Annotated in this window: 15 protein-coding genes; 6 read left to right on the forward strand and 9 right to left on the reverse strand. The window is 40.2% G+C overall.

Translation table 11 applies throughout. From position 1 onward, the window contains the following. The first annotated feature begins 102 nt into the window (after positions 1-102). From F580_RS0116380 to F580_RS0116390, 3 genes are all read left to right on the forward strand, one after another. Positions 103-2,121: an FAD-dependent oxidoreductase gene (locus F580_RS0116380; RefSeq protein ID WP_019028833.1), complete on the forward strand. Its 2,019-nt coding sequence runs from the start codon at positions 103-105 to the stop codon at positions 2,119-2,121. 92 nt (positions 2,122-2,213) lie between these two features. Beyond that, complete coding sequence (locus F580_RS0116385; protein ID WP_019028834.1) at positions 2,214-2,768, forward strand: SGNH/GDSL hydrolase family protein; 555 nt, start codon at positions 2,214-2,216, stop codon at positions 2,766-2,768. 77 nt (positions 2,769-2,845) lie between these two features. Further along, a complete protein-coding gene (locus F580_RS0116390) occupies positions 2,846-3,634 on the forward strand; it encodes an SDR family NAD(P)-dependent oxidoreductase (protein ID WP_019028835.1) in 789 nt (262 codons plus the stop codon). A gap of 169 nt (positions 3,635-3,803) precedes the next feature. Here the strand turns inward: F580_RS0116390 and F580_RS0116395 are convergent, their stop codons facing one another. From F580_RS0116395 to F580_RS0116415, 5 genes are all read right to left on the reverse strand, one after another. Beyond that, positions 3,804-4,790: an alpha/beta hydrolase gene (locus F580_RS0116395; RefSeq protein ID WP_019028836.1), complete on the reverse strand. Its 987-nt coding sequence runs from the start codon at positions 4,788-4,790 to the stop codon at positions 3,804-3,806. A gap of 337 nt (positions 4,791-5,127) precedes the next feature. After that, positions 5,128-6,306, reverse strand: coding sequence for an acetyl-CoA C-acyltransferase (locus F580_RS0116400; RefSeq protein WP_019028837.1), 1,179 nt, complete (start codon positions 6,304-6,306; stop codon positions 5,128-5,130). Between the two features lie 76 nt (positions 6,307-6,382). Then, entirely contained in the window at positions 6,383-7,303 is a 921-nt protein-coding gene (locus F580_RS0116405) for an SDR family NAD(P)-dependent oxidoreductase (RefSeq protein WP_019028838.1), read from the reverse strand. A gap of 356 nt (positions 7,304-7,659) precedes the next feature. Then, the gene (locus F580_RS0116410) at positions 7,660-8,160 is read right to left on the reverse strand and encodes a MaoC family dehydratase (protein WP_019028839.1); all 501 of its coding nucleotides are present in this window, start codon (positions 8,158-8,160) and stop codon (positions 7,660-7,662) included. An 11-nt stretch (positions 8,161-8,171) separates the two neighbouring features. Further along, positions 8,172-9,926 (reverse strand): class I adenylate-forming enzyme family protein, encoded by a 1,755-nt coding sequence (locus F580_RS0116415; protein ID WP_019028840.1) that lies wholly within the window; start codon positions 9,924-9,926, stop codon positions 8,172-8,174. Between the two features lie 348 nt (positions 9,927-10,274). Between F580_RS0116415 and F580_RS0116420 the strand changes: the two genes are divergently transcribed. Next, positions 10,275-11,552 carry a TetR/AcrR family transcriptional regulator gene (locus F580_RS0116420; RefSeq protein ID WP_019028841.1) on the forward strand — a complete coding sequence of 426 codons (1,278 nt, stop codon included), beginning with the start codon at positions 10,275-10,277 and terminating at the stop codon, positions 11,550-11,552. A gap of 317 nt (positions 11,553-11,869) precedes the next feature. Here the strand turns inward: F580_RS0116420 and F580_RS0116425 are convergent, their stop codons facing one another. Both F580_RS0116425 and F580_RS0116435 read right to left on the reverse strand, forming a co-directional pair. Continuing rightward, positions 11,870-12,721 (reverse strand): metallophosphoesterase family protein, encoded by an 852-nt coding sequence (locus F580_RS0116425; protein ID WP_019028842.1) that lies wholly within the window; start codon positions 12,719-12,721, stop codon positions 11,870-11,872. 441 nt (positions 12,722-13,162) lie between these two features. Then, on the reverse strand, positions 13,163-15,184 hold the full coding sequence (locus tag F580_RS0116435; protein WP_019028844.1) for an NADPH-dependent 2,4-dienoyl-CoA reductase: 2,022 nt from the start codon (positions 15,182-15,184) through the stop codon (positions 13,163-13,165). Positions 15,185-15,330: 146 nt separating this feature from the next. Between F580_RS0116435 and F580_RS0116440 the strand changes: the two genes are divergently transcribed. Both F580_RS0116440 and F580_RS0116445 read left to right on the forward strand, forming a co-directional pair. Next, a complete protein-coding gene (locus F580_RS0116440) occupies positions 15,331-16,386 on the forward strand; it encodes an AraC family transcriptional regulator (protein WP_019028845.1) in 1,056 nt (351 codons plus the stop codon). Between the two features lie 435 nt (positions 16,387-16,821). Then, positions 16,822-17,940, forward strand: a complete 1,119-nt coding sequence (locus F580_RS0116445) for a hypothetical protein (protein ID WP_157443149.1) — start codon at positions 16,822-16,824, stop codon at positions 17,938-17,940. Between the two features lie 201 nt (positions 17,941-18,141). Here the strand turns inward: F580_RS0116445 and F580_RS0116450 are convergent, their stop codons facing one another. Together F580_RS0116450 and F580_RS0116455 are read right to left on the reverse strand one after the other, a co-directional pair. Continuing rightward, the gene (locus tag F580_RS0116450; RefSeq protein WP_019028847.1) at positions 18,142-18,585 is read right to left on the reverse strand and encodes an acyl-CoA thioesterase; all 444 of its coding nucleotides are present in this window, start codon (positions 18,583-18,585) and stop codon (positions 18,142-18,144) included. Then, positions 18,578-19,765, reverse strand: a complete 1,188-nt coding sequence (locus F580_RS0116455; RefSeq protein WP_019028848.1) for an iron-containing alcohol dehydrogenase — start codon at positions 19,763-19,765, stop codon at positions 18,578-18,580. Before F580_RS0116455 ends, F580_RS0116450 begins: the two co-directional genes overlap by 8 nt. Positions 19,766-19,827 lie beyond the last annotated feature (62 nt).

The raw sequence follows: 19,827 nt of genomic DNA on the forward strand, positions 1-19,827 counted from the left end.
CAAAATAAAGATAAACACAAAACAATTTGACCTTGCGGTATGTTAAAGTACCTAAAAGTATTCTATAGTGGCTTTTATCGACTCAATGAATAAAAAAACACTATGACTTTTGCTAAATTACTGTCCCCTTTAGATCTTGGCTTTACCGTTATCAAAAACAGAAGCTTGATGGGCTCTATGCACACCAACCTTGAAGAAACTGAAAATGGCTTTGAGCGCATGGCCGTTTTTTATAAAGAGCGGGTCGTAGGAGGCGTTGGACTGATAGTCACTGGTGGTATTGGCCCAAATCCTGAAGGTGCGGTAGCAAAAGGCGCGGCTTTAATGACCACCGAGGCAGATGCCAAAAAACATCAAATAATAACCGATGCGGTGCATAATGCCGGGGGTAAAATTTGCATGCAAATTCTCCATGCCGGTCGCTATGCCTATAATCCTTCATTAGTTGCGCCCAGTGCAATACAAGCGCCAATTAACCCTTTTCCGCCAAGAGCCTTAACTAGCGATGAAGTTGAACAACAAATTAACGATTTTGTTCGCTGTGCCAAACTTGCTCAGCTAGCAGGTTATGACGGTGTTGAAATTATGGGCTCTGAAGGTTACTTCATTAACCAATTCATCGCTAAGCGGACTAATCAGCGCGATGATAAATGGGGCGGCAGTTACCAAAACCGTATTCGCTTACCTTTAGAGATTATCGCCAAAGTACGCGCAGCGGTTGGTGAAAAATTTATTCTTATTTATCGGTTATCGATGATCGACTTAGTTGAAGGCGGTAGTTCGCAAGCAGAAGTCATTTTATTAGCTAAAGCGGTTGAAAAAGCAGGCGCTACCCTGATCAATTCAGGGGTTGGTTGGCATGAAGCAAGAGTTCCGACAATTTCCACCTCAGTACCACGGTCATTATTTTCGCAACTAGCCAAAGCAATAAAAGCGCAAGTGAATATTCCGGTTATTACCAGCAACCGTATTAATACCCCAGAAGTTGCCGAGCAACTACTGGTGGATAATTGTGCTGATATGGTATCAATGGCCCGCCCTTTCTTAGCCGACCCAGACTTCATTAATAAAGCCGCCGCTAATCAAAGTGAGCTCATCAATACGTGTATTGCCTGTAATCAAGCGTGCCTTGACCATACTTTTGAGCATAAAATTTCCTCGTGTTTGGTTAATCCCCGTGCTGCCAATGAAACCTTGTTAAACTTTCTCACCGTTACTCAGCCCAAAAACATCGTCGTTGTTGGCGCGGGTCCTGCCGGTTTAGCTTTTGCGACCTACGCAGCAGAAAAAGGCCACAAGGTTACCCTTATTGATAAAGGCGCTGAAATTGGTGGCCAATTCAATTTAGCCAAGCAAGTTCCTGGCAAAGAAGAGTTTTTTGAAACCCTGCGTTATTTTACTAAGCAACTGGCCCGTTTAAAGGTAACCATTAAACTCAATACCCTAGCGACGGTAGAAGACTTAGTGGCTTTTGATGAAGTGATCATTGCCACAGGAATAACGCCGAGAACGCCAGATATTGTCGGCATAAATCATGAAAAAGTGGTCAGTTATGTCGATGTTCTCAATAAATCAAAAATTATCGGTAAGTCGGTGGCACTTATTGGTGCTGGTGGTATTGGTTTTGATGTCGCTGAATATTTAAGTCATCAAGGTGAGTCGCCGGCGTTAAACAAAGCGCTTTTTGCCGATGAATGGGGCATTGATTTAACCAACAGCGGCAATGGTGGTTTATCGCCAGCAAAAATCACCCCGAGCCCAAGAGAAATTTACTTACTGCAACGCAAAGCATCAAAAGTAGGAGCAAACTTGGGTAAAACCACAGGTTGGATCCATCGTGCTAGCTTGAAACACAAAAAAGTAACCATGATAGCTAACGTTGAATATGACAAAGTTGATGATGCTGGTTTACACATCAAAGTTGATGGCATGCCACAGCTACTTGAAGTTGATCATGTAGTGCTTTGTGCCGGTCAACAACCTAATAAAAGCCTATATCATCAGCTCAACGATAGTAATTTTAATAAACCCGTTCATATTATAGGTGGCGCTGATGTTGCTGCTGAGTTAGATGCAAAGCGTGCTATCAACCAAGCGGCTTGGTTGGCCGCTGATATTTAAGCAATAGCTGCTGCTCGATAACTATTTCATAGCTGAGCAATAACTATTCCATACATGACCAATAACTAAGTAATAACTGAGCGACAAGTAATATGGTCGATATAGTGATGATTGGCAGCAGCATCTTTGAGTTTTGGCAACAACCTCATTGGCCGCCGCTTAGCGTTTCTAATCAGGCGGTTCGCGGTAGTCAAAGCCAATATTGGCGTGATAGTGACTTAAATACGCTGCCCCAAGCAAAGAGCTACTTAGTTTATTGCGGTAGTAATGATTTGATCTATGGCGTATCTCCTAGGCAAACGATTGAAAATATCAAAGCGCTGTTAACACAATTAACCCGGTTACAACCAAGCGCCAAGATAGGCTATTTTTCAATAATGAAATGCCCTCAAAAAGAAGATGCCGGGCAACTCGATATAATTGATGAAATTAATCATCAAATTAAAGATTTTATCAATGACAGTAATTCAAGCCACAATAGCAATCACAAATACAGCAACCTAGATTACTTTAACTTCAATCACTATATCGCTAACCATGAAAAATGGTTTGTAGAAGACGGATTACACTTAACCGATAACGCCTATCAAAGGTTAGATCAGCAACTAACCCCTGTTCTTTCTCTGTGGTTAGGCTCTGACAAATAAGCAAGTAATTATCTAACGTTAATTTAACCTTCACCCGTAATTACTTAGCAATAACCCAATAAAAAGGTAAAAACATCATGAAAAACTTATTTTCTCTCTCTGGTAAAGTTGCCGTCGTTACTGGCGGCTCACGTGGTTTAGGTGCAATGATAGCCCGTGGTTTAGTTGAAAATGGCGTTAAAACCTACATTAGTGCCCGTAACAAAGAGGAACTCAACGCGACAGCAAAAGAGCTCAATACCTTAGGTGAATGCATTGCTGTCGTTGCTGATTTATCGACACTGGCTGGTATTGAAGAATTTGCGAAGACCCTTAACTCACATGAAAGCAAACTCGATATTTTGGTCAACAACGCCGGCGCTGCTTGGGGAGCACCTTTTGCAGACTTTCCAGAACAAGGTTGGGATAAAGTAATGAACTTAAATGCCAAGTCACCCTTTTTTGTCACCCAAAAGTTATTACCCTTACTATCGGCCTCAGCAAGCAGCGACAGACCCGCGCGAGTCATTAACATTGCATCAATTAATGGTATCAACAACCCACGCACCAATAACTATTCATACGCGGCCAGTAAAGCGGCGGTTATACAAATGACACGTCATCTTGCTGCAGACTTAGTTAAAGACCATATAAACATTAATGCCATTGCGCCAGGATTTTTCTTGAGCAAATTAACCAAGTACCTCGTTAACGATCAAGAAGCGCTATTTGCTAAAAAAATGGTACCAAAAGAGCGCTTAGGTCAAGCTGAAGATATTGCCGGTACTGCCATTTATTTATCTTCACAAGCATCAAGTTGGATGACGGGACACACCTTAGTGTTAGACGGTGGTGTTATCGCAAGTAGTGGTTATGGTGAGCTGTAACAGGTATTACAGCCCTTAATGAGTACGGCAATTGCTTGGCCGTACTCATTATTTCCGAACGACTCATTTCCGTACTAAGTATTTCCGTATTAAACGCCCGAACTAAAGATCCGAACTAAATTACATCACCGAATAACTGTACCGAATAACGGCACTAAAAATAGCGACGTTACTTTTGCAGGTACTGAGTGAACCATTGTATTGCTTCTGCTCTGCCCTTGTTCAAGTTATCGCCTTTATACATGTCGTAGTGTTCACCAGGAAAAGTAAGATAACGACTTGCTAAACGATCTTTAATTGAGTCGTAAACTAATTTACCGTTTTCTTTATTCTCAAATAATTTCTCGTCTTTAACATCCATAATTAACGTTGCTGCGGTTAAGTCAGCGACATGCAACATAGGGTCAAAACGCTTCATCGCCACCCAGTCTGGAAAACCTCTTAACATTGGATTTACTTTACTTTTTGGACCTGGATAAGGCGGGATAATGCCACGTGCAACCATCGCTTCTACTTGACGCATTTGTTGATCAGGGATCACTCTTAAATTGTACTTGTAATTAAAAGGTGCCAATTGACTGACCAAGGCTTTAACACGATCATCATTCGCCGCGGCAACAAGCGCAAGGCCACCGCCCATACTGGTACCCCAAATACCTAAATCATTAGGCATTACTTGTGGTTCACTGCCGAGAAAATGTAGCGCCGCACGAACATCTTCGACCATAGATAGTGGGTTAATAATTTGGCGGATATGAGTAACCTTTACATTGATCTCTTCGGCTTTGTCTGTGGTAGCCATCTTTTGATCTAATACTACTGGGCCATCGCTTTGGCCCCAGCTTTTAAAATCAAAACTGAGCACAATAAAACCTTTTTTGGCAAAATGTGGTGCATAGTTTTTTTCAATATTTTTTTTGTTGCCACCCCAACCAGGCACCATTAAAATTCCCGGTAATTTATCATCAGCCTTAAGTCCTTTAGGTTTATAAATATCCCCTTCTAAGCGAATACCATGACTCCAAATGGTCACCACTTGGTGATCAACCTCTGAGACATTCACAGAGGAATCACTTAGCGCGGCCGCACTCAAAGACACTAGACTTGATAAATAGAGTGTCGATATAACAATTAATGTTGAAGAAGATTTTAACATCACAGAGCGTTCCTTTTTAGTAGCTTAGCCACACATTGGCATAAGTTAACCAAAAAGCATGTCGCCTTAGCGACAGCTCACAGGATAAATTTTTAAGTAAAACAATAAGTACGGTTTAAAGTTTTCTTTTCTAGAATGGCTATGCGAACAACCACTTTATCGATAAGGTTCAACAAAAAAAAGCCATAAAAAAACGTAGCTATATGAGCTACGTTTTTAGTCTTTCCCTTAAATAAGTCACTTTACTAAATCACTTTGATAAGTCACTAAAATCTGAATTTTTTTAATAACTTATGGTAGATGATTTATTCAGGGGAAATTTCTTAAACACCGGAGTTTAAAGTACTTCAAACAAGCCTGCTGCGCCCATTCCGCCGCCAACACACATAGTGATAACAACATATTGAACACCGCGACGTTTACCTTCGATCAATGCATGACCAACCATACGGGCGCCACTCATGCCATATGGGTGACCAATTGAAATTGCTCCGCCATTAACATTCAATTTATCCATTGGAATACCAAGGGTATCGGCACAATAAAGAACTTGTACGGCAAACGCTTCGTTGAGCTCAAATAAACCGATATCATCAACAGTAAGACCGTGTTGTGCTAATAATTTTGGTACAGCAAATACCGGTCCTATGCCCATTTCATCTGGTTCACAACCAGCCATTGAAATACCCATGTAACGACCCAGTGGTTTAAGACCTTTGGCCTCTGCTACTTTAGCTTCCATGAGTACACAAGCAGATGCACCGTCAGATAACTGGCTGGCATTACCCGCGGTAATAACACCATTGTCAATTACCGTTCTAAGGTTGGTTAAACTATCTAATGTTGTTGCTCTAAGACCTTCATCCGCAGAAATAGTTACTTCATGATAGGAAACTTCTTTCGTTTCTTTATCCATAACCGCTTTAGTCGTTGTCATCGGTACTATTTCAGCATCATAACGACCGGCAGCAACCGCTTCCGCTGTACGATTTTGACTTAATAAACCGTATTCATCTTGACGTTCACGACTTATGCCATAACGCTCAGCTACGATTTCAGCCGTTTGCAGCATATTCATATAAATATCTTTATGCAGTGCCACTAGATTTTTATCAACAGCCATGTGGGTATTTACATGTTCGTTCTGAACCAATGAGATAGACTCTAAACCCGCACCAATAGTAATATCCATACCATCATGAATAATTTGCTTAGCCGCTGTAGCGATAGCCATTAAACCTGATGAACATTGACGGTCAAGTGACATACCACTAACAGACGTTGGTAAACCGCCGGCAAGTGCCGCTAAACGGCCAATATTTAAGCCTGATGTGCCTTGTTGCATCGCACAACCCATGATGACATCATCAACTTCACTGCCATCAATGCCGGCACGTTCTACCGCATGACTAATAGCATGACCGCCTAATGTTGGCGCCGTAGTCATATTAAATGCACCGCGATAACCTTTACCAATCGGTGTTCTTGCTGTTGATACTATTACTGCTTCTCTCATGATCATTTCCTCTGTAATCTCTTTCTTCGATATGGCTTCTATGCTGCTTCGATGTTCTTTCGCGCTTAGGTCGATGTTACTTAGCAGTTAGGTCAATGCTTAGAAAAGCAGCTGCTTTTGCTACATATTTGTTGGTTTGCATCCAACCCGCTTTCAATTCTTTGCTGCTAGATTCGTCTTCTAACTCATCCCATTTCGCTAGGATATTTTCAGGTGTTTGTTGTTCAGGTGATAAGTAAATACCCTCTGTTTCTTTGATTACTGCACGTGCATAACCGCCAGCGCCACAGCCTAAAACAGCTCTATTTGGACAGTTTTCAGCAACTAATGCTAATAAACCAGTTGTTACTGATTCTACTGTCATCATTTCTAATACACGTTTGTCTTCAATTAAATCTTCAGTCATTGCTGTGCGCGCTGTTGGTGATAAGCAATTAACTTTAATACCGTATTTTTCACCTTCGATACATAAGGTATTCATCAGACCTACTACGGCCATTTTTGCCGCGCCATAGTTTGCTTGACCAAAATTACCGTATAAACCTGATGAAGACGTTGTCATCACAATACGACCGTATTGCTGAGCTTTCATGATATTCCATACCGCTTTTGAACAGTTAGCTGCACCCATCAAATGTACATCAACCACTAGCTTGAAATCTTCAATAGGCATATTGCCAAAAGACTTGTCACGTAAAATACCAGCATTGTTAACTAAAATATCAACACGACCCCATTTTTCCATGGTTTGTTCAATCATATCTTGTACTTGCGCCATATCAGCAACATTGGCACCATGTGCCATTGCTTCGCCACCAGCCGCTTCAATTTCAGCAACAACCGCTAATGATACCGCTGATAATGAACCGTCTTTACCACCAAGATCATTGACGACGACTTTAGCGCCACGTGCTGCTAATGCTAAGGCATGAGAACGACCTAAACCGACACCTGCACCTGTAACAATTGCTACTTGATTGTTATATTGTACTGACATAAAAACCTCTTTAAAATTTGAATTATTTTGTTTTTGTATTTTTATTTAGTCTTTCATAAATAGAAAATAAGTAATACTGCTAACACTAGGCTACGTTGAATTTGCTAACCATATTGTCACCTAGGTGACTATTCATACCCATCACACTTCAACATACAGATTTCAGCAAGTCGAGAAAGGGTCAGGTACAAGGCATTGATTGAAGAAAATAGTTATTCTATTGTCTAAATCAATAACGCCGTAGATGACCCTTTATCGGCTTGCCCGTAGGGAGTTAAGCTAGATCATCAGTTCAGCGTTGCGATACTTGATAAGGGAGTAACCATTATCTGCGTAACGCGCCTTGCTCTGATTTCCTAGCTTAGCTCTGAAACTGCACTTTGAGGTGGGACGGGTATACTTATCATTGTCATCGTTAACCACTGCGCAGTTAAGGCGAGTTTACTTGCCCCTTCAATTTCAACTTCAACCAACCAATTAAATAAAAACTGTCCCGGTCGTTTTTCGGTATATTCAGACAAAGTCATTTTTCCTCTTACCTTGCTGTTGACCGGTACGGGTTGTAAGAAACGAACTTTCTCAAAACCATAATTTAAACCCATGGTCATGTTTTCTAACTGTAAACCTGCTTCATAAGAAATTGCAGACAATAACGATAAGGATAAAAACCCGTGAGCAATGGTGCCGCCAAACGGTGTTTCTTTGGCTTTTACCGGGTCAACATGAATAAACTGGTGATCATGTGTAGCATCGCCAAAGGTATCTATTTGCTGTTGCGTGATAGTGAACCACGATGAGGTTCCTACTGTTTTCCCAACGTATTCAGGTAAGTTTTTTGCATTGATGGTGGTTGCCATGAGTGTGCCTTTTATAAATTAGTAATATATGTTTCTTTTAAGGTGCGTTTATCAATTTTCCCTGAGCCTAAACGCGGTAAGTTTTCATTGATAATCCAGACTTTACTGGGCACTTTAAATTTTGCTAAATGCTCGGCAACAAAGGCTTGCAGTATTGTTTCGGATATTTCTGCAGATGTATTGCCAACATAAACCACTGCGCCAACCACTTCCCCTAATCGTTCATCCGGTAAAGCAAATACTGACACTTCGCCAACCAAAGCATGTTTATAAAGGCATGCTTCGACTTCTAAACAGGCAATATTTTCACCACCTCGGATGATGATATCTTTAGCGCGGTCGACGATATAAATAAAGCCGTCCTCATCTAAAAAGCCTAAATCACCCGTTCTAAAATAGCCGTCAGTAAACGCAGCCTCAGTCGCTTCAGGATTGCGCCAATAGCCCAATATATTGGCCATGGTTTTAATGACAATTTCGCCCTGCTCACCTACAGCAAGTGAATTACCTGCTTCATCAAGTATCTTTACTTCAACAATTGGCGGTGTCGGTAAACCGGCACTGTTGGGCTTTTGCACATAATCAACCGCGCCGTTCACCGCGCCCAAAGCATTCGTTTCAGTTAAACCATAACCACAGCTTGGATTACCTGATTTGAATGAGTCATAAATTTTACGGACATGCTCTGGTGGCCTAGCTGCGCCGCCTGCACAAATATCATTGAGCGAGCTTAAGTCGTATTGAGATTTATTTGGATGATTCATCAACTCCATCGACATAGTGGGTACACCATTGAAGTATGTGATCTTTTCTTTTTCTATCAGACGTAAAGCTTCTTCAGGCTCCCAATACGTCATCATGATAGTTTTACGGCCAATAATCATCGAAAGTAGAAACAGTGTATGACAACCGGTAACGTGAAATAGCGGTACGGTCATTAAGGCAACGGGAGCATTAACGGAGGGCTGGATATTTTGTTTGCTATTGGCAGCCGAGGCCGAAGCACCTAACATAACCCAGGTATTTATCGCCGTTAAAATGCTTTCATGGCTAGACACTGCGCCTTTAGGCGATCCCGTTGAGCCTGAGGTATAAAAAATAGTCGCGATGGCGTCACTGCCAACCGCTACTTCTGGCATAACTTGGCCTTTGTACTTCGCAATCAATTCTTCAAAGCTTTCAACATTGGCTTTTAAGCTAGTACGTTGCGCTAACGACGGGCGAGCAATAATGACCGGGGTATTATGTTCTGCTAAACAACTTGAAAGTAAATCGTACCGTTTGTCATCAACGATAGCTAATGTAGCATCACAATGTCCTATGACTTGAGCAAACTCGTCTTGTGTCCACCAGGCATTTAATGGGACAGCGATAGCACCAATACTGGTAATCGCCATAAATGCCACTATCCATTCTGGATAATTACGCATAGAGATGGTCACTCTATCACCCGCAGATATTTGATACTGCTCAACCAAAGCATAGGCAAACTCACTCGCTTGTTGATAAAGGCCCTTAAAACTGTGGCGCTCATCTTTAAAAACAATAAAGTCGGCGTCACCATAGGTATCTGCTGAGGTTTTGAACATTGCCTTTAAGTTTTCAGGCAAGGTAGCAAAGGCTTGATAGTTAATATCTTCTCTGACTTTATCAATAACTTCAAAGGGCTGCCCTTGAGCAGTTAATCCAAATAACTCAACTAGCACTGACTTTGTCGATGCGTGGTCAATTTTTATGTCTTGATTTTGCAATACCATATTTTGCATTACTGATTCTCTTTTTAATTGGCAGTCGGTAGTAAAGTCAATGATGCAGACTTTAGGTACTCTCTTAATGCTAATTTGAACTTACAGTATGTTTTAATATCTTTCAAGTACAATAGTGACATTGATTTATCTATCCGCGGCTTTTCAACCGTACTTTTTCGTGACAAAACAACTAAATGAATATCTATAAAACAATAACTTAGTGGAGTATTAACGACTGATATCAAGGCTAGATTGAACATTGCTGTTATATGACATACAATAAAATCGAACTCTGGGTATAATTACTTACCTTTTCAAAAAATATTAAAATAATAATTATAAAAATAAAATAACTGTTGAGATCTCATGGCATATTCTGACAAAAATAAAATTAGCTCTCCTTTTAGTAAAACGAATCAACATGATCAAAAATATAAAACGATTCTTTCTGCTGCTTCAGAATTATTTAACGTGCAAGGCACACGTGGTACAACGCTCTCACAAATTGCAGACAAGCTAAATCTGACCAAAACCAGTCTTTATTATTATGTTAAAACCAAAGAAGAGCTCACTCATCAGTGTTATTTAAATACTTGCATTGAAATGCAAATCATCGTTAATAAATCACTGGCTTGTCCTGGCTCAGCCATCGATAAACTTGATAGACTATTTCGCCTTAACTTTGAGTGTTGGAACGACATTATTAAAGGCAACAGAGGCCATTTAGCCGGTTTAACCGAAATCGCGTCATTATCAGCAAGCCATCAAGATGAAATATCGCAGCACTACCGTCACTTTGTTATCCAAATAAAAGATCTCATCATTACCGGCATAAAAGATGGCAGCATGCATGCTATACACCCAGGTAAAGCTGCAAATGCTATTTGGGGTAATATATTTTGGCTACCGGTTTGGCTCTATTCGGTTGCAGAACAAGAACGTGAAAGTGCTTATCAAGAATGGTTAAAAATAATCAAATTTGGCCTAAGCAATAGTGCCGAACATTTTGAATTTAAGCCGATGTCTTTCGAAGATGAACACACGGCCCCGACCGGTTTTGATCGAAATGAACAAAACCGTAAAAAGCAGGAAGCTTTTTTACGTGTCGGCTCTAGTTTCTTTAATCATAAAGGTTTTAAAGGCACCTCCCTTGATGAACTGGCTAAATCGCTTGGCGTGACCAAGGGTGCTTTTTATTATCATATAAAAAATAAAGAAGACTTATTGATCCAGTGTATCGAACGCACCTTTAGTGTTGAACAATCTGTATTGAGCACTACTATGGCAATGGATATACCTGCCATTGATAAACTCGCCTTTGCGGCCCGAAAAATGTTTGCCATTCAATTAGGCGATCAAGGACCGTTAATTCGTTATGCCACCATGTGGTCGTTACCTGTTGATAAAAGAAAGGAAATGGAAGTGATTGCCAGCGAAGTACGCGACTTATTTGGTGATATGATCCGCTCGGGCATTAGTGATAAAACGGTTAAAGCGGTTAATTTATTAGTGGCAGAGAACATTATTGCCGGCGCGATAGAATCTATTCCCGATATGGGGATAGCGCCAAACGAAATAGATTTAGAGCAAGGCTCTATCGATTTCTTTGATATATTCTTTAATGGCATTGCAACAAGGAGTTAATCTTTGCTGTGGTAGTCGTTGTAGAAGAGTATCAAAGGCTCATACTAAGTTTTCCAAATGGGTAATTAAAATGCACTAAAGGTCTATATTATCGGCCTTTTTTGCACGCTTTGACCATTTTTTTCGTTTAACTGAAGTAATCATCTCAAAAGCTTAATATCTCCTAAGGAATGATGAATGGTGAATGGTAGTGAATTTAATCGAACCAATAATGAGTAATATAATACTAATGCTTGGTTCTACACTGCAACATAGAAAAAAGATGATGGTTTTCATTTTAAAAGTCTAGGATGTTAGCGTGATCATTGCCCTGATTTCTAGAAGGTGGTAATTATTTCTTCTTTAAAACTCAGACTTCCATTTTCAACAATGGCTCTAACGATATGGATTTCCATTGTTTTGGTGCCAAAATCTTTATAGTACAGAAACATATTTGTATCATTGAGAGTATTGCCGCTTGATAACGAGCCATTCTTATATTGGGTGAATGAGTGTTTGTGATACAGGTCGCTTGATCTCATTATTGACAAATGATGGGTATGACCACAGAAAACATGTTCTATATTATGTTCTCTGACGAACTCAACCACTATTCTGGAGTTGAAAAGAGGGTCTGAATCAGTGTCTAGGATGGAGTGATGATTGAGTAATATTATTCTATGGTAATTTTCTTTACTAATCGCATCAGAGATTGTTCTCAGTATTTCCTTATCGACAAAACCATTGTCTTCATAGAGGGAATTAGAGTCGAGGCATACTATTAAAAGGGTCTCACCATTGATGGTGATCTTTTTTAGAAAGTTGATGTCAGTAAAATGTTCCTTTATACCAATGGTATTTCCTTCTAGATAAATATTTCTTTTTCTACAATTTTCACGTTTTAATGGGCGAATAACCTCGATATCGTCGATATACTGACGAAAATAGTCAGCACTTCGCATATTTCGTTTGTCATGATTTCCGGGGATTGAGATGATGTGTTGGCAATCAATGGCCTTCAAAAAATCCCCAGCAGCTTCAAATTCATTTTCCAGCGCATCCGTTGTATTGTCGCCGGTGTTGATAACGATATCCGTCGCATAGCTGTTCAATTTTTCCAACAATAAGTCATTTTGTCCGAGCCAGTGACGAGGCCCAAAGTGCATATCAGAGATGTGTAGTATATTCATATTTTGAGTAGTTCCATTTCACTAAGTAATATTTAAGTTCATGCTCTGTGCAATTACTATCAAAGTGCACACAGACATGATCAAGTGAAACGGAGTATGCCAACATAATGTGACAGTAATGTGACAGTAGAGTGTGCTGAAGGGCATTGGGTTGGTATGCTTGGTTTAGCTGTACTCAATATCGCTCAGATAAGGCAAGAAAAGCTTATTCAAATTACTATCCCTCTCCCCTGCGAAGAGATTAACCTGAGTATTGAATTTAAAGTCCAACCGTCTGCAGTTGGAAGCAAAGCAGCCCACTAGTGACTGCTTTTTCATATTAAGAAAGTGGCTTCTTTGGGGTAAAACTGACATTATTTACTTTTTATTTTAACTAGGCTATTGTCGCATGGCATTGATGAGCTCAGGTAAAATGTTCTCAATTCAATTAGTAAACTTATACTAAATCACTGCTGCTAATTCAGCCCCTTGCCTAATAGCTCGTTTGGCATCAAGCTCTGCTGCAACATCGGCACCACCAACAAGGTGAACTGATAAACCTGCTTGCTCTAATCCTTCTTGTAATTCACGTAAAGGATTTTGTCCTGCACATAAAATCACGTTATCAACCTCTAATACCCTTGCTTTTCCGTCGACAGTTATATGTAAGCCTTGATCATCGATTTTGTCGTAACTTACACCATTAAGCATTTGTACCTTTTTATGTTTTAAACTGGACCTATGTATCCAGCCCGTTGTTTTTCCGAGCCCTTTACCTACTTTAGTTTTTTTACGCTGCAATAAATATACTTCACGTAGGGGTTCTGTCACTTCGGCAGGTTTTAACGAACCTCGGTTTTGGTAATCTTTATCAATGCCCCAATGTTTTAGCCACTTTTCAGGTGATAACGTTAGGCTCTCTTTCTCTACCAAAAACTCCGCAACATCAAAGCCAATACCACCCGCGCCAATAACAGCAACTCGCTTACCAACCGCTTTTTTATCACGTAGTACATCAAGGTAATTCAGTACTTTAGCATGTTCAATACCGTCAATTTTTGGTGTTCTGGGTACTATTCCCGTACACAGAATGACCTCATCAAAACCTTGTTTAGTGAGGTCTTCAACCGCCATTTCAGTTGATAGGTGAACCGTAACACCCGTATCTTTTAGCCGATTACTAAAGTAGCGGATTGTTTCAAAAAACTCTTCTTTACCTGGTACTTGTTTAGCAATATTAAATTGCCCTCCAACCTCACTGGCTTTATCAAATAAGTGTACTTCGTGGCCTCGCTCCGCCGCATAACATGAAAAAGATAAACCAGCAGGACCAGCACCGACAACCGCAATTTTCTTTGATTGTTTAGTCGTAGGGAAATTCAATTCTGTTTCATAACAGGCTCTTGGGTTAACCAAACAACTCACACGTTTTCGTTCAAAAACATGGTCTAGGCAGGCTTGGTTACAGGCAATACAAGTATTAATCTTTTCAGCTTGATTAGCCGCCGCTTTATTAACAAAATCTGCATCCGCTAAAAAAGGTCGAGCCATAGAAACCATATCAGCATGACCTGCGGCTAATACTTTTTCAGCAACTTCGGGCGTGTTGATACGGTTAGTCGTTATTAAGGGAATAGATACCACGGATTTCATTCGCTGGGTGATCCAAGTAAAAGCAGCTCGTGGCACTGAGGTTGCTATCGTGGGTACACGGGCTTCATGCCAACCAATTCCCGTATTAATAATGGTGGCGCCAGCTTTTTCGATGGCTTTGGCAAGGTATACAACTTCTTCCCAAGTTGACCCATCTTCAACTAAGTCGATCATTGATAAGCGGTAAATAATAATAAAATTTTCACCCACTAACTCACGGGTTTGTTTGACACTCTCAATGGCTAAACGTGCTCTATTTTCAAGACTACCACCCCATTCATCTGTTCGGGTATTAGTACGAAGACAGAAGAACTGGTTTATTAAATAACCTTCTGAGCCCATTATTTCAACGCCATCATAACCCGCTAATTGGGCGTGATAAGCTGAATTAGCGTAATCTTTTACGGTTTTCCAAACTTTTCTAGCACTTAACTTTCTAGGTTTAAATGGTGAAATCGGTGATTTAATTCCAGACGGGTCAACATTAAAAGGTTGATAAGCATAACGACCTGTATGCAGAATTTGCATACATATTATTCCGCCTTCTTTATGCACAGCATCGGTAATAACCCGATGCTTTTTTGCATGGCGTTTGGTACTCATTTTGGCTGCAAAAGGCATTCCTGAGCCAGCAAAATTAGGTGTTATGCCACCCGTTACGATAATGCCAACGCCTCCTTTGGCTCTTTCAGCATAAAAGGCGGCCATTTTTTCGAAACCATTTTTTTCTTCTTCTAAACCTAGGTGCATAGAGCCCATTAAGGTACGATTTTTAATAGTGATAAAGCCTAAATCTAGCGGCTCCATTAAGTGTGGGTAAGGTGTGCTCATCTGTTTTCTCATTTTGGCTTATAGACGATGTCTTAAGGTATTGGTTAACAATAAAGACAATGCTACTATCAAGCAATAACCAATAATGACAAATCGATGACCATAGCTTGCTTTTTCTTATTGTGAGTTGACTAAAAGGAAAATAAATGAAACTTGGTGATGTGTCTTCAACCTATATTGATGTGATGTTAAAAGTGATAAAAGCGCTTGGCTGTAATTGTGATGACATTTTGCAACAATTCTCAATCAGCCAAGCCATGCTGTGCTCTCCAGATGCAAGAATAAGTATTCCTAAATTTATGCGTTTAGGTCATGCATGTATCAAAAAATCTCAAAACCCTTGTTTAGGATTACTCATGGGAAGAGCAACTGCAGCTACTCATTTAGGTTATGCCGGTCTATTAGCATTATCGGCTAAAGATTTATATCAAGCATGTCATCAAATTGCTCGATACGAACCATTAAGCACCTATAACGTCCGAGGGCAATCTCAATTTTATTTAAGCGATGATAATAGCGGTATTATGGCTTTTTATTCTCTAGCTCCATACAACGATTATAATTATTTTGTCGTGGATTCACTATTATCCAGCTGGTATCAGTTATTACAAAGCTTATCTGCTAGCACTGATGTGGTTGAAAAGGTTTGTTTTGAATTTTCACCTCCTAGTTATGTAGAAGAATATGAGGAGTTTTTTGATTGCGATGTATTGTTTAATCAAACTAAAAATTATTTAGTTATAAAAAAAGAAGCCCTTAAACTCCCTTGTCAAAGCAACTGTGCAGCTACATTTGAATTGCTAAAAAGACAGGCTGATAGCAACTTAGAAAAAATGGAATTAGGGCTAACTTTTCAAGAGAAAGTAAGCCAAGTAATAGGCCCTTTACTCGCAAATAGTAACCTTAGTCATAACCATAGTAAAAACAAGCTAGATAACAATACGCCAACATTGGCGCAAGTAGCTGAACAATTAAATATGGCTCCATGGACTGTAAGAAGAAAATTAGTCACTGAGGGCAGTAGTTTTCAACAAACATTGAATAATACCCGTAAAGACTTATCAATAAGCTACATCAAAGATACAGCGCTGACTTTAGGGGAAGTTGCCTACCTGATAGGTTTCTCTTCTCCTGCGGCATTTCAACGTGCATTTAAGCGGTGGACTGGTGAAGCCCCAGGGCAGTTCCGATTGCGAGGTTAACCCTCTAATCTCCATTCTGAATGTTGTTCCCTGATAGATAATTCTATCCAAATCTTGGGCATAATAGCTAGACAATTTGCATGCTAATGTAGGTCAACCAACAAGCCATAATCTACCCGTTGAGGATAGAAATGAAGGCAATAAAATTCTGTTGAGATCACAATAAATTGGATAACAAGTACTCATCACTTTATAAAGTTTTTTATCTCTTCTATACTTTATTTTGCTGAGTAAGTTGTCTTTATTTTATGCTCGGCAGCCTTGGTAGTTTTGCAGTCAATGCTTTTATTGGTACATCTGTGGCTAGCAATACGCGAAAGGAATAAGTTACCGAATTGAATTTTCGGGCCTAAAGAATCTCCTGTCTAAGTTATCTTGCCACTCAGAAAATTAGTAGATACATATTTTATCCTCACTATCCCTTAAAGGAGATAAATGATGCCTAGTTCAGGACTGAGTACAGGTGACATTGCTGATCATTTGAAACAAGCCGAGGAGCTGCTTGAAAAATTAATAGAAAATATCGATAAAATTAATGGTATTGCTGAAAAGAAAGATAAGATTGAAGAGCTTAAGTTAAGGATTCAACGGTCCCGTGAAGAGCCTGATGCACTGAACGATACTAAGTATGGCGAGCTCATGGCCGATCTCCTGCTGCTTCTGCCAGGATACGATTACCTTCCAGATGGGCTGAAAAAAATTGTCACTGGTATTCTTCGTGCTATTGGTTTTGTTTTTGATGACATTACACAAAAAATGCTGGGTATAACATACAGAGCATTTCTCGGATATATGGACATTGAAGGTGGACCATCGGAAGAAAACGCAAAAAAAGCAGCGAAAAAGGTCCCTCGCTTTCAACATAGACTATGGCTTCTTTGGAAGTGGCGCCAAGAACAGGCGTCACAAGAAGAAACCGACAACGAAGAACCTTCAGAGGACGAAGAAAGTGACTACATACCTTTAACTGAAGAAGAAAGAATGTTTCTCAAACTATATTACCTCAGTGAGTCCACAGCCGGCCCGTTGACTAAATGGTTGCGACAGATCAAGGCAATGGAAGATAGTGGTATCCCCGAGCTGGAAAAAAGGGCTAAGCGACAAAAAGAATCCTTCGGACGGCGCGTTGATGAGTTAATCAAGCTCTTCGAGGATCTTATCGAAGTGCTTTTAGAAGATCTTGAGACCCACAAAAAAACACTTAAAGTTCACCCGAAAATTGGCATGAATCTCGATCAGGATCAGGTTGAGTTAACCGGTTACGTCGCCGCTTTTGACCCTGATGGCACAACGGAGATATGGTCAAATCTAGCGGGTTCGAAACGTATGAGGGTAGCCACCGAAGCTATCATTGACTCTAGCCAAGATGAGAGTGGCTACACACGCCTGACGCTCGCGGGTGCAACCGCCGTTAATCTGGTGAACTGCTCTAATTCCGAAGTGACCGCGAAAGAATTCACTTCTAGGGTCCAAGGATCGATGGGGCCACAAAGTGCTATGCAAATTGGAACCGATAAATTTGGCAGACCAATTTACGTCTACACGTATTGGTGAGAATAATAAATATTTATCTCACTCAATTGGTCATTTAACGCCAATTTAATGGGCAGTCAAACCAACGGAATGGCTGTCCAGTCACAGGTGCATGGCGGCCTACACTTAACTAAAATCATGGTGGTAAATGCATGGCTAATTTAGGACTTCTTTGTGGTGAAATCTGAAAATAATTACCTATATCTGAAGATATGGTATTTATTACTCTCCCACAGTAATTAGCGCTTGTTCAAAAGCTGCTTTTAACACACCGTCAATTTTCACCGGCTTTTCAGTTTCTCTATCAACAAAAACATGGGTCATGGTTCCGTAAGCTGAAGCTGACTCCTGCCCTGCTTTAAAAATTGCCACCCCATACTCAACCGATGAATTTCCGATACGATTAACCCGAAATGCACCAAATATTTTATCCGGATAAGCAACACTGGAAAAATAACTACACTGTGAATTTACGATAAAAGCAATAACAGGGCTGGTTTGAAAATCGATGCCGACGCGTTCTATCAAATAACTATTAGCAATCGTATCGAAGTATGAATAATAAGTGACATTGTTAACATGACCAAAAGCATCATTGTCCATCCAACGCGTGGTTATTTCTTTTATATAATGAAAGTCTGCTTTCATTGGGATTTCTTTAGACATATTCATTCTCCACAGACTGACTTTCATAAGCGGCTTGGTAAATAGCCAAAACATCTTCATAAAGCACATCTTTAGGATTATTAACCAGTAAACGCGTTTGCATCATAGCGTCTTGGGCCAACATGGCTAATTTATTTTCGGCGATGTTCATCGCTTTTAATGAATTAGGTAACCCTAAGCGTTGTATCAAATCTTCAAGGTAAGTAATTAAGTCCTCGGTAACTGCTTGCGGGGGTTGATTGGTATTAATGGCATCACTGATACAAGGTGCTAATTCACTATATTGTATTGCCGCATGGCTCTTATTAAAACGCATAACATGGGGCAGCACTAAAGAATTGCTTAAGCCGTGCGGTATATGAAAATGCCCTCCTAATGGATAGGCTAATGCGTGCACCGCGGCTACGGGAGCATTGGCGAACGCCTGCCCTGCTAAACAAGCGCCAAGTAACATATTCTGGCGGGCTGCTATATTTTTTCCATCACGACATACCGTTTCGATATTCGCTGAAAGTAAACGTAACGCTTCTTTCGCCAGCATATCTGAATAAGGATTTTTTTTAATTTTTGAGGTATATGCTTCTATCGCATGTACCATAGCATCAATACCCGTGGCAGCCGTCACAGCCGTTGGCAATCCGAGTGTTAACTCGGCATCAAGCAAAGCAATGTCGGGCAATAATTGCGATGAAACAATACCCGCTTTAGTGGTTTCACCCGTGGTAATTATCGCAATGGGCGTGACTTCAGAGCCAGTACCCGCGGTTGTCGGTACCAATATTAGGGGTAACCGTTTACCGACTACTTGATCAACACCATATATATCAGCTAATGATTGTGGTGACTTCATTAAGACTGCGACAACCTTGGCAGTATCCATAGAGCTACCACCACCAAAACCAATAACGCCATCTATATCATTTGTTTGGGCTAATTTTAGCGCGTCATTGATGATTTTTTCTTGTGGGTCAGCTACAACGTTATCGTAAATGATCGTCGGTAGTTTGCCATTAAAATGACTAAGTAAAAGTGTAAGTAAACCACAAGAAACAATACCATGATCGGTCACAATTAAGGGGTTATGTATCCCTAGCTTTTGACAATATTCGACGATATTACGCAGGCTACCCGGCTCACTGATAATGCTTTTAGTGGTATTAAATTGAAAGTTAGTAAACATTAATAGTTCTCATCTTTTTAGTCCTTAGATGTTGTTTGTTTCATCGGTATTTGTTGTTAGTT

The organism is Colwellia piezophila ATCC BAA-637 (assembly GCF_000378625.1).
GTDB lineage: Bacteria > Pseudomonadota > Gammaproteobacteria > Enterobacterales > Alteromonadaceae > Colwellia > Colwellia piezophila.

What these genes read in the sequence shown, in the direction of transcription:
- F580_RS0116445 (WP_157443149.1), top strand. Translation starts at nt 16,822, where the DNA reads ATGATGCCTAGTTCAGGACTGAGTACAGGTGACATTGCTGATCATTTG.
- F580_RS0116400 (WP_019028837.1), bottom strand. Translation starts at nt 6,306, where the DNA reads ATGAGAGAAGCAGTAATAGTATCAACAGCAAGAACACCGATTGGTAAA.
- F580_RS0116435 (WP_019028844.1), bottom strand. Translation starts at nt 15,184, where the DNA reads ATGAGCACACCTTACCCACACTTAATGGAGCCGCTAGATTTAGGCTTT.
- F580_RS0116420 (WP_019028841.1), top strand. Translation starts at nt 10,275, where the DNA reads ATGGCATATTCTGACAAAAATAAAATTAGCTCTCCTTTTAGTAAAACG.
- F580_RS0116455 (WP_019028848.1), bottom strand. Translation starts at nt 19,765, where the DNA reads ATGTTTACTAACTTTCAATTTAATACCACTAAAAGCATTATCAGTGAG.
- F580_RS0116440 (WP_019028845.1), top strand. Translation starts at nt 15,331, where the DNA reads ATGAAACTTGGTGATGTGTCTTCAACCTATATTGATGTGATGTTAAAA.
- F580_RS0116415 (WP_019028840.1), bottom strand. Translation starts at nt 9,926, where the DNA reads ATGCAAAATATGGTATTGCAAAATCAAGACATAAAAATTGACCACGCA.
- F580_RS0116450 (WP_019028847.1), bottom strand. Translation starts at nt 18,585, where the DNA reads ATGTCTAAAGAAATCCCAATGAAAGCAGACTTTCATTATATAAAAGAA.
- F580_RS0116410 (WP_019028839.1), bottom strand. Translation starts at nt 8,160, where the DNA reads ATGGCAACCACCATCAATGCAAAAAACTTACCTGAATACGTTGGGAAA.
- F580_RS0116395 (WP_019028836.1), bottom strand. Translation starts at nt 4,790, where the DNA reads ATGTTAAAATCTTCTTCAACATTAATTGTTATATCGACACTCTATTTA.
- F580_RS0116385 (WP_019028834.1), top strand. Translation starts at nt 2,214, where the DNA reads ATGGTCGATATAGTGATGATTGGCAGCAGCATCTTTGAGTTTTGGCAA.
- F580_RS0116405 (WP_019028838.1), bottom strand. Translation starts at nt 7,303, where the DNA reads ATGTCAGTACAATATAACAATCAAGTAGCAATTGTTACAGGTGCAGGT.
- F580_RS0116390 (WP_019028835.1), top strand. Translation starts at nt 2,846, where the DNA reads ATGAAAAACTTATTTTCTCTCTCTGGTAAAGTTGCCGTCGTTACTGGC.
- F580_RS0116380 (WP_019028833.1), top strand. Translation starts at nt 103, where the DNA reads ATGACTTTTGCTAAATTACTGTCCCCTTTAGATCTTGGCTTTACCGTT.
- F580_RS0116425 (WP_019028842.1), bottom strand. Translation starts at nt 12,721, where the DNA reads ATGAATATACTACACATCTCTGATATGCACTTTGGGCCTCGTCACTGG.